Here is a 9,973-nt window from a genome sequence, read left to right on the forward strand (position 1 = left end):
GCCATGGCTCCATGACCATGGATCTGGAGATTGCCAACACGGACCGCAGCGTGGGGGCGCGCCTGGCCGGGTTGATTGCGGCGCAGCACGGCAACCGGGGATTCGACGGTCAACTCCAGTTGCGCTTCCGCGGCTGTGCCGGGCAGAGCTTTGGCGCATTCTGCATCCAGGGCCTGGATATGGTCCTCCATGGGGAAGCCAACGACTACGTGGGCAAGGGCATGAACGGCGGACGCCTGGTGATCGTGCCCCCCAGAACCTCCGGGCTGCAAGCGGGCAACCACGTGATCCTGGGCAACACCTGCCTGTACGGAGCCACGGGGGGACAGCTCTTTGCCCATGGCCGGGCCGGTGAGCGTTTCGGGGTGCGCAACAGCGGCGCCCGGGCTGTTGTGGAAGGCGCCGGGGATCACTGCTGCGAGTACATGACCGGTGGGGTGATTGTGGTGCTGGGTCCCACGGGACGCAACGTGGCCGCTGGCATGACCGGCGGGGTGGCCTACCTGCTCCACCAGGACGACACGGCTGTGCGCATTAACAAGGACACCGTGAAGCTGCGCAGCCTGGCGGAGTCCACGGTGCTGGCGAACCATCTCAAGGCGCTCCTGGAGGACCATCTGGTGGCCACAGGCAGTCCCAGGGCGGGGGAGATTCTGGCCCAGTGGGAGGAGCAGCAATCCCGTTTTGTCGCCCTGGTTCCCCCCGCCGAGGAGGAGGGCCTGGGGTTGTCTTCAGTTCCTGTTCAGCCTGGCGCAGTCCCGGCTGATGCCCCTGTGGGAGCCTGATAGGCTGATTCTCCGAACCTGGCCTTGCCTGGGTCGGGCTTGCCCATGATTTTGTCTCTCACCATGGCTCAACCATGATTGAAACCTCTGGCGTGATTGAACGGGAACAAGGCAACGGCTTTTACATGGTCACCCTTGACAAGCCAGAAGGACACCAATGCCTGTGCCGCGCTGCCGGAAAGCTCACCAAATTCCGCATCAAGCTGCTGGCAGGGGACAAGGTGACCGTGGAGATCAGCCCCTATGACCTGACCCGTGGCCGCATTACCTATCGGGAGCGCAACATGGGTGGGCCCCGCCCTGGCGGCCACCGCCCGGGTGGACGTCGCCGTTAATCACTGCCCCTGGTTTCCGGCAGACAGCGCCTTCTCCAGTTCGGCGCGAATCATGCGCCGTTGCTTGACGCCGCGCCACTGGTGACGGAGTTCCTTCCTGTAAAACACCTGGGTGGTGGGGGTCCCGGAAACACCGGCCTGCCGGGCAATGGCGGGCTCCGCCTCAATGTTGATCTCGACGGCATGGACCCGACCTGACAGTTCCGCCACCACGCGCTTCAACTGAGGCTTGAGCACATGGCAGGGGCCACAGCCCGGAGCGGTGTAGACCACCACCAGCGGGTCCAGGCTGTCATGGTAGAGGCGACGCAGAGCGTAGCTGCCTTGCTGCCAGAGGGCTGTGGGGGAATAGGTTTCCTCTGTGGCGGGGCTCACCGGTTGTGGCGGCGGGGCCGGTTCCGGCTCCGCCGTCTTGCGGGATACCGGGACCGCCAGGTTCTCCTCCGTCAGCCATCCTTCAGCAGCAAGGGCTGCTTGACAGCCCGTGGCCGCTGCCGTAACGGCCTGTCGCCAGCGGCGATCCGCCACGTCCCCGGCCCAGAAGACGCCGGGGACGACCGTTTCCGGGTGTCCCGGCTGTTGAGGCAGCAGATAGCCGTCTTCATCCAGGGGAAGCTGCCCCTGGACCAAGCCTGTATTGGGGGTATGGCCGATGGCATAGAAAAGCCCGCGCACAGACAGGCGCTTTGTGGCGCCGTCAAGGCGGTGACGCAGTTGGATGGCCGCGAGCCAATCATCCCCCTGCAGGGCTTCCACCTCATGCTCCCAATGGATGGTGACGTGATCGTTGGCCGCCACCCGGTCCGCCATGGCCTTGGAGGCCCGAAACCGGTTGCTGCGCACAATCAGATGCACGTGGGAACCGTATTTGGTCAGGGCATGGGCTTCTTCACAGGCGGAGTCACCGCCCCCAATCACCGCCAGGGGCTCATCCCGGAATTGGGGTGTGGCCCCGTCACACACGGCGCAAGCGCTGATGCCGCGACTCCAGAACCGCTCTTCCTCGGGCAGGTGAAGGCGATTGGCGCGGGCGCCTGTGGCCAGGATCACGGCATGGGCCTGCAGGGCCTGTCCCTGGGCCTGGATGGTGAACGGTCGCCGGCTCAGATCCAACCCCTCAGCATCCGCCTCCAGCAAACGGGCTCCCCAGCGCACGGCCTGGGCCTTCATGCGGTCCATGAGTTCGGGACCCAGGATCCCCTGGGGAAAACCGGGAAAGTTCTCCACGTGAGTGGTGGTCATCAGTTGACCGCCAGGGATGCCCCCCTCCTGGAAGCCGGTGATAAGCAGAGGCGCCAGGTTGGCGCGAGCGGCATAGAGGGCAGCCGTATATCCTGCCGGACCTGAACCGATAACAACCAGGTTTTCCGTGGTGGCGGGGGAGACCATGGATCAACAAACCAAACAGAGGTAGGCATTTCTTTCCGGGAAAGAAAAGAAATGCTTCAGTTCCTTAAGGAAAAGGGAAGACGGCAGGACAGTTAAGAAATCCTGACCGAGGTGTAGAGATGTTGAAAACAACGCCACGATCCGTTACCCCTTTCCATTCCTTCGCACCGGAGTTGGCCGCTTTGGAGTGGACGGAAGAAGGGGAGCTTGCCGCCGCTCCCCGCTGCCAAATGGTTCAACGCCTGCTGGAAGCGGAATCTCAACCTGCAACTCAGGTGGAGTTGATTCGTGCTTCCCAGCCCTGGTGCATCAAGGACAACGGAGAACCACCACCCCAGACCGATCATCCCGATTGGGACGGCCGGGGCGTCAATTCTGGCCGTCGTTCCCCGGATCATCCGGGGTCCGGCGTTCCGCCGTCGGAGTAGGACGTTCGCTGCGACGGGGACGGTCCGAGGGGCCGCCGCCTCCGCGAGGCTCCGCCTTGCGGACACGAATGGCGCGCCCCATCCACTCCACGTCCTGAAGGTCGTCGATGGCTGACTGCTCGTCAACCTCGTTGACCATGTCTACAAAAGCGAACCCGCGCTTTCGGCCGGTTTCCCGGTCGAGGGGAAGGCTCACACGGGCCACTGCGCCGTAGTAGGCAAAGAGCTCCTGGATGTCCTCCTTCTCGGCCGTGAAGGGAACGTTGCCGACGTAAATGCTCATGAAACAGGCGGGCTGAAACCGCAGAAGAGAAGGCTGGCGTCCCAAATGGGCGCCAGCCGTTCCCACCCTAAGACCATGGGCGCCGCCAAGCGCTTCCCCGCAGCACAAACACAAGCCTGGGGGTAGGGTCACCCGAACCTGACACCCCTTCATCACAGTGTAAAGTTTTGTTGCACACATGGACATCCCATGACCTCAACCTCCCTCTCTCTTCCAGCCAACTCCGACTATCAGTGGTTCCAGGAGACCGCCGCCGCCCAGATCCGCCGGGAACGCCTGGCCAAAGCCGAGAAGCTCAACGGACGGGTGGCCATGCTGGGCTTCCTCCTGGCCCTTGTCACCGAAGCCCTGAGCGGTTACGGCATCCTTGGGCAACTGCACCTCGGTTGAGACCGTTGCTCCCGGCCGCCACCGGGCTGCCCAGTCCAGCCCCTACAAGGCCCACAGCACCTGGTCCAGGGTTGCCCGAACCAGGTGCAGCACAATAAACGCCAGGATGGGGGAGAAGTCAATGCCGCCCAAAGGGGGAACGATTCCCCGGAACAATCTCAGGTAGGGCTCACTCAACTGGGCCAGAATATGGCCCACTGTCGATTGCCTGAGTTGGGGAATCCAGCCGCTGAGAATGTAGAGGATCAAGAGAAACTGATAGAGATCAACCAGCCGGTTGACGCTCTGGATCACAAGAAATACGGGAGACATGGACGGATGCACAGGGAGGCGGCGCCGGGGAGCCAGCCGTCTCAGCCAAACGTATCGTCCAGCAGTGTGTTGATGCGCTGACGCAGGTTCTGTCTATCCGATTGTCGCAGCAGATTGTGACGGGTAAAAACAGCGATCTGCGCCAAGCCCACCAGCATCAAGGCGTTCCCCAGGAGGGGAATGCTGTTCAACGCTTCGGCAATACCGCTGACCAGTTGAAACACCACCAGAGCAGCGATCAACAGGAACAGGTTGCGGATGGGCCGTCCAAGGCTTTTCAAGGACAGGCTCCAGCCCTGCTGATCGATCCAGCCTTGCAAGAGGTCAAGCAGAGCCTGGAACTCCCCACCTTCACCCCTGCCCTCATCCTTCTGGGAGGCGGGTGTTGGGGCTGCTGATGGGGCGTCAGACGTCTGACGCCCGGCTCGGGATGGCTCAGGCATATCCTTCATGTCCTGCATCGCTGTTGCTGGGCGTTGCACGTCAATTCAGACTAGCTGTTGACGGGCGTCAAGGTCGCTTCCCCGGAAAGGGGCTGGAAAGGGGCAACCAGAGGGAAGGACCCGTCCTGCAACTTCTGCGCCAGAGCGGCCGTGATGTGATCGGTGAGACGCAGGCTTGTGGCGGAGGCCGTGGAGACGGCGCGTCCCCCAATGGTGATCCGCCCACTGAGAAGGTCTTTGTAGGAGACACAACCAAATCCGGGACGGACCCGTCGGGGAATGGAAAAATCCAGCACAGGCGCCTGGAGTTGATGGTCCCCCACCCCTGCCGCTGCCGCCGCCTTGATGGTCAGCAGAGGGACAGGGGCGGCCAGGGCCACCATCACCCCTGCTCCCAACTCCCCGAACCAGCAGGGGCGCAGCCAGGCCGGCTGGATGTGTTCGGCATCGGCGCTGACTGCCGCCGCGGCTCCCGGCGCCAGGGCATGGCCGCTGGGCAGGCGGTTGCAGTGGGGCTGATGGCCAATGCCCGCACCCACAACCACCCCGATGGCGCCGGCCACAAAGACGGGGGAACCCACCCCCAGGCAGTGCAGACGAGGGCTGCTCAAGCCAATGCCGCGTCCCCCGGGCGCTGTGAACACCCCGTTGCCCAGCCGCTCCAGAAGAGGTCCGTAAAAGGACCAGATCCGCATCTCGCCGCTGTTGACCGCCACAATGCCGTTTTCACTGATGGCCCGCGGCAGCAGAAGACGGGTCATGCCCAGGCCGGCCAGGTCCAACTGGGTCACCAGTTCCTGTCGAGGAAACTGAGGCTGCCTCTCCCCGGACGCAACAAAAGATACGGAAGCCCCCTTGAGCAAAGCATCCAACACGGCTGCGCCGCTGCGTTCCGGGCGGTCTCCCCCGCTCAGGGGCAGGGTCAGACTGTTGTTGCTGCCGTGGCATTGCAGGTGAACCCCTGCCAGTTCAGCCCGTTGGATGCGGATCGGGGGGTCGCAGGGACCCAGCCCGATGGCGAGGCTGGCCTGGGTGCTGATGCTGCAATCCCCTGCAGCCAGAACGTCCGTGCTGGCAAATGCCTTCTGCAGGCCCAGTGTGGCCACGTCGGCGCGGAACTGCGCACTGGTGCGCACCCGCAGATCGCCAGCGGCCTGACGGCGTTGCAACTGCTCCATGGTACGGCGTGGCGATGGGGACACAGGACCGTCGGGAGCACTTCGCTAGGCTCATCCCATGGTGGCTGTTGTCCTGCCGATCTGCTGCCGGTGAATCGTCTGCTCCAGCTTCTGCGGCATGCCTGAATCCATCGAATTTTCCGCTCCGGGGAGCGAACCCATCAGCGAAGGCCGCATTGTGCCTACGGATTTGCGGAGCGAGATGTCCCGCTCCTATCTGGAGTACGCCATGAGCGTCATTGTGGGTCGGGCCCTGCCCGATGCCCGCGACGGCCTCAAGCCTGTGCATCGGCGCATCCTCTACGCCATGTATGAACTGGGTCTTACGGCTGAGCGGCCCTTTCGCAAGTGTGCCCGGGTGGTGGGGGAAGTGCTGGGTAAATATCATCCCCACGGGGAGAGCGCGGTGTACGACGCCCTGGTGCGCATGGCCCAGAGCTTCTCCATGCGGGCGCCGCTCATCGATGGCCATGGCAACTTCGGCTCCGTGGACAACGATCCCCCTGCCGCCATGCGCTATACGGAGTCGCGGCTGCAGGCGCTCAGCACCAGCGCCCTCCTGGAGGACATTGAAAGCGAAACCGTCGACTTTCTGCCCACCTTTGACGGCTCCCAGCAAGAGCCCACGGTGCTGCCCGCCCGCATTCCCCAGCTTCTGCTCAACGGTTCGGCCGGCATTGCCGTGGGCATGGCCACCAACATCCCCCCCCACAACCTGTCGGAACTGATTGCCGGCCTGGATGCCCTCATCAGTGATCCGCAGTTGGGTGACCAGCAGTTGCTCCAACTGATTCCCGGTCCCGATTTCCCCACCGGTGGTCAAATCCTGGGGCGCCGCGGCATCAAGGAGACCTATCGCAGCGGGCGGGGCTCCATCCCGGTGCGCGGTGTGGCCACCGTGGAAACCCTTCATGCCAAAGGTCGTCCTGATCGGGATGCGGTGATCATTACCGAGCTTCCCTACCAGGTGAATAAAGCGGCCCTGATCGAGCGCATTGCCGAGTTGGTGAACGAGAAAAAGCTGGAGGGAATTTCCGATATTCGCGATGAGAGCGACCGGGAGGGAATGCGGGTCGTCATTGAATTGCGGCGGGATGCCTATGGCCAGGTGGTGCTCAACAACCTGTTCAAGCTCACCCCTCTGCAGGCCAACTTCAGCACCAACATGGTGGCGCTGGTGAAGGGCGAGCCGCTGCTCCTCAATCTACGGCAACTTCTGGATACGTTCCTGGCCTTTCGCGTCGAGACCGTTGAGCGGCGCACCCGCCATTTGCTCAGCAAGGCGGAAGAGCGGGACCACGTGCTGCAGGGCTTCCTCCTGGCCCTGAGGGATCTGGATGAAGTCATCCGCCTGATTCGCGCCGCCGCCGATACCCCTACGGCCCGCAGCCAGTTGGAAGAGCGTCTGGGCCTCGGTCCCCGGCAATCCGAGGCGATTCTGCAGATGCAACTGCGGCGGCTCACGGCTCTGGAGGCGGACAAGATCCGCCTGGAGCACGAGGATCTGCTGAGGAAAATCACCGACTATCGGGACATCCTGGCCCGTCGTGAGCGGGTCAGCGGCATCATTCGCACGGAACTGGATCAACTGCGCTCCCGCTTTGCCACGGAACGGCGGACCATGATCCTTGACGGCGACGGGGACCTGGAAGACATTGACCTCATTGCCAACGAGCGCTCCGTGGTGTTGCTCACCAGTGGCGGCTACCTGAAGCGCATGCCCGTGCGGGAGTTTGCCGCCACCAACCTGGGGACCCGAGGCAAGGCCGGAACCCGCAGTGAAAGCACGGAGCAGGTGCGTCTGTTCATCAGTTGCAACGACCACGACACCCTGCTGCTGTTCAGCGACCGGGGCATTGTCTATGCCTTGCCCGCCTACAAGGTGCCCATTGCCAGCCGCACCGCCAAGGGTTCTCCCATCGTTCAGCTTCTCCCCATTTCCCGGGAAGAGGAGATCACCTCCCTGCTGGCCCTGCCCGACTTCAGTGAGGATCAGTATCTGCTCATGCTCACCCGGGCGGGCTTCATCAAGCGCACACCCCTCAGCGCCTTCGCCAACATTCGCGTCAGCGGGTTGATTGCCATCCACCTGGAACCTGGCGACGCCCTGCGCTGGGTGCGCCAGGCGCGGGTGGGGGACAGTGTGCTGATCGGCTCCCGGTCGGGGATGGCCATTCATGTGTCTATCAACGACAACCAGCTACGTTCCATGGGACGCACCGCCCGGGGTGTCCGGGCCATGGCCCTGCGGCAGGGGGATCAGGTGATCGGGATGGACGTGCTGGCGGGAGGCCCCCAGGCTGAACCTGCCCCCTGGGTCCTGGTGGCCTCCGCCCATGGCCGGGGCAAACGGGTGGCCATGGAGGAGTTTCCCTTGCAGGCCCGGGCCGGCATGGGGCGCCGCGCCCTCAAGTTCCGCGGCTCCGGCGACGCCCTCATCAGCCTCCGCATCCTGGGGGAGGCTGATGAGGTGTTGCTGGTGAGTGAGCAAGGAGTCATTGTGCGCCTTCAGACTGACCGGATCTCCCAGCAATCCCGGGCGGCCACCGGTGTCAGGTTGCAGAGACTGGGGGCGGAAGATCGGCTGGTGGAGGTGGTGCTGGTGCCGCCAGCCTCCGGGGACGAAGAGGGGAGCGACAACGTCGGTCAGGACGCCGGGGAGGCGGAGCCGCCGGTCCCGACGGCCCAATCCGAGGTGGAACCTTGAGCGCCCCGGGGCCGCTGGTGATGGGGGTGACCGGCGCATCGGCTCAACAGTTGGCTGTGCGCGCCCTGCAACTGCTGCTGGATGCCGGCCAGCAGGTGGAGTTGGTGGCCAGTCGGGGTTGTGCCCAGGTGTGGCGGGACGAGCAGGGGCTGGTTCTGCCCCGTTCCCCTGATGCCCAGGAAGCGTTTTGGCGCCGCCAATGTGACCGCCAAGGGGGGCAACTGCGCTGTCACCCCTGGAACGCCCTTGGCGCCGCCATCGCCAGTGGCAGTTATCCGGTGCGGGGCATGGTGATCCTGCCCTGCACCATGGGCACTGTCGCGCGCCTGGCGGCGGGGGTGTCTCTGGAGTTGCTGGAGCGGGCCGCGGATGTGCAGCTCAAGGAGCGACGCCCCCTGGTCATTGCCCCCCGGGAAATGCCCTGGACACTCATCCACCTGCGCAATCTCACGCGCCTGGCGGAGGCGGGCGCCCACATTGCTCCCCCCATCCCCGCCTGGTATCAGCGCCCCGAGTCCCTCAACGACATGGTGGATTTTCTGGTGATCCGCATCCTGGACAGCCTGGGCTATGACCTGGGCCGGCAACTGCGGCGCTGGCAGGGACCCGTATCTCTTCCAGTGGGGTCCGGGGCATGAAGCGCGCCCTGCTGGTCCCTGTGCTCTTAAGCCCATGGCTGCTGGCGGTGTGGGTGGGGTTTCACAATTTGCGTCAGCCGCCCCGCCATCTGCAACTGCTCACCGAAACCACCCCTCCCCTCCCCATTGGGGGCTGGCTGCTGCTGAGTTCCAGTCTTGGCGTGACCTTGGGGGCCGCCACCGTTGGCGTATTGCTCCAGACGAAACCCTCGCCGCGCCGTCGCCGCTGGCAGGAGGCCGGCCCGGAGCCCCCCCCCTATGGGGATGAGGCGGAGGATGGGGCGACAGGGGAAGAACCCGACAATCCCGGGCCACGGCACTGGCGAGGAGCCGAACCCGGCCCGGAGGAGCCGCCCCCCATCATGGACGTGCCGTTCCGGGTGGTGCGGGCGGCGCGGCGGACCCCCGATCCCGCCCCCGAGGCCTCCCCCTCTCCTCCCCACAACACTCCCGCCGCCAACGGGGACGACGATTGGCAACCGCCACAGTCCGAGGCTTGGTGAACAGGCGGGAGCGGGTCCTATTCAGCGCTACCCTGGGTGAATCCATGACCATAGGGCCGTGACCAGGGACGCAACAGCCTCGCCAGCGCATCGTGGACCTGTGCCGGCCAAGGCCGGTGCAGCAGCCAGGCCATCCGCCAAGCCGGCGGGCAAGCCGGCCGCCAGGAAAAAGCCCCAACCGGAGGACCAACCCTTTGGCGAATTTGTCCCCGGTCTGCTGATCCCGGCCATGGCCCAGGCATGCGCCGCCCATGGGGGATCCGCGCCAACACTCCAGTTACAAGAGGCCCCCATGCCCGTGGTGGGCGGTCAGTGCTGGCGAATCCAGGGGGAACTGCCGGGACCGCGCCGGTTCTGGCTCTGCTTCGAGAAACCGGACATCAACAGCCGTAAAACCTTTACCCTGGCGGAGTCCGGGCAGGAGCCTTCTCTGCTGGAACCCTTTCTCGTTGACGAGAAGCGGGTCTCAATGGCCCTGCTGGTGGCGCGGTTGGTGCAGCGTCTCAATGGTCAGAAATGGCTGGGCCCCAACTGAGCATCCGGTCTCATCGGCGCCGACCGGATCTGTCTGTAGGGGAAGCT

The 9,973-nt window shown here is 64.5% G+C and carries 12 protein-coding genes; 7 read left to right on the forward strand and 5 right to left on the reverse strand.

Features of this window, described 5'->3' with window-relative positions; all coding sequences use genetic code 11:
* Together BG35_RS10040 and infA are read left to right on the forward strand one after the other, a co-directional pair.
* A partial coding sequence (locus BG35_RS10040) for a GltB/FmdC/FwdC-like GXGXG domain-containing protein (RefSeq protein WP_034416808.1) occupies positions 1–785 on the forward strand: 785 nt, incomplete at its 5' end.
* Between the two features lie 74 nt (positions 786–859).
* Positions 860–1,120, forward strand: coding sequence for a translation initiation factor IF-1 (gene infA, locus BG35_RS0103280; protein ID WP_025781687.1), 261 nt, complete (start codon positions 860–862; stop codon positions 1,118–1,120).
* Here infA and BG35_RS0103285 read toward each other — a convergent pair whose 3' ends face one another.
* A complete protein-coding gene (locus BG35_RS0103285; RefSeq protein ID WP_025781688.1) occupies positions 1,121–2,509 on the reverse strand; it encodes an FAD-dependent oxidoreductase in 1,389 nt (462 codons plus the stop codon).
* Between the two features lie 369 nt (positions 2,510–2,878).
* On the reverse strand, positions 2,879–3,220 hold the full coding sequence (locus BG35_RS10045) for an RNA recognition motif domain-containing protein (RefSeq protein WP_025781689.1): 342 nt from the start codon (positions 3,218–3,220) through the stop codon (positions 2,879–2,881).
* 189 nt (positions 3,221–3,409) lie between these two features.
* Between BG35_RS10045 and BG35_RS0103295 the strand changes: the two genes are divergently transcribed.
* On the forward strand, positions 3,410–3,610 hold the full coding sequence (locus BG35_RS0103295; RefSeq protein WP_025781690.1) for a chlorophyll a/b-binding protein: 201 nt from the start codon (positions 3,410–3,412) through the stop codon (positions 3,608–3,610).
* Between the two features lie 42 nt (positions 3,611–3,652).
* On the opposite strand, the gene BG35_RS0103300 is transcribed toward BG35_RS0103295, so the two are convergent.
* The 3 genes from BG35_RS0103300 to BG35_RS0103310 all read right to left on the reverse strand — a co-directional run bounded on the left by BG35_RS0103300 (position 3,653) and on the right by BG35_RS0103310 (position 5,543).
* Entirely contained in the window at positions 3,653–3,922 is a 270-nt protein-coding gene (locus tag BG35_RS0103300; RefSeq protein ID WP_025781691.1) for a YggT family protein, read from the reverse strand.
* A gap of 41 nt (positions 3,923–3,963) precedes the next feature.
* The gene (locus tag BG35_RS12995) at positions 3,964–4,203 is read right to left on the reverse strand and encodes a CAAD domain-containing protein (RefSeq protein WP_161632519.1); all 240 of its coding nucleotides are present in this window, start codon (positions 4,201–4,203) and stop codon (positions 3,964–3,966) included.
* Between the two features lie 212 nt (positions 4,204–4,415).
* Entirely contained in the window at positions 4,416–5,543 is a 1,128-nt protein-coding gene (locus BG35_RS0103310; protein WP_025781693.1) for a homocysteine biosynthesis protein, read from the reverse strand.
* 118 nt (positions 5,544–5,661) lie between these two features.
* Here BG35_RS0103310 and gyrA point away from each other — a divergent pair, with 118 nt between their 5' ends.
* The 4 genes from gyrA to BG35_RS0103330 are packed head-to-tail and all read left to right on the forward strand — an operon-like array spanning position 5,662 to position 9,926.
* Positions 5,662–8,250 (forward strand): DNA gyrase subunit A, encoded by a 2,589-nt coding sequence (gene gyrA, locus BG35_RS0103315; protein ID WP_025781694.1) that lies wholly within the window; start codon positions 5,662–5,664, stop codon positions 8,248–8,250.
* Positions 8,251–8,270: 20 nt separating this feature from the next.
* Positions 8,271–8,888: a flavin prenyltransferase UbiX gene (locus tag BG35_RS0103320; protein ID WP_034416814.1), complete on the forward strand. Its 618-nt coding sequence runs from the start codon at positions 8,271–8,273 to the stop codon at positions 8,886–8,888.
* A complete protein-coding gene (locus BG35_RS11435) occupies positions 8,885–9,391 on the forward strand; it encodes a hypothetical protein (protein ID WP_025781696.1) in 507 nt (168 codons plus the stop codon). The genes BG35_RS0103320 and BG35_RS11435 overlap by 4 nt, the downstream gene beginning before the upstream one ends.
* A gap of 58 nt (positions 9,392–9,449) precedes the next feature.
* Positions 9,450–9,926, forward strand: a complete 477-nt coding sequence (locus BG35_RS0103330; RefSeq protein ID WP_373276961.1) for a DUF2996 domain-containing protein — start codon at positions 9,450–9,452, stop codon at positions 9,924–9,926.
* The last annotated feature ends 47 nt before the right edge of the window (positions 9,927–9,973 follow it).

Source organism: Candidatus Synechococcus spongiarum SH4 (genome assembly GCF_000586015.1).
Classification (GTDB): domain Bacteria; phylum Cyanobacteriota; class Cyanobacteriia; order PCC-6307; family Cyanobiaceae; genus Synechococcus_B; species Synechococcus_B spongiarum_F.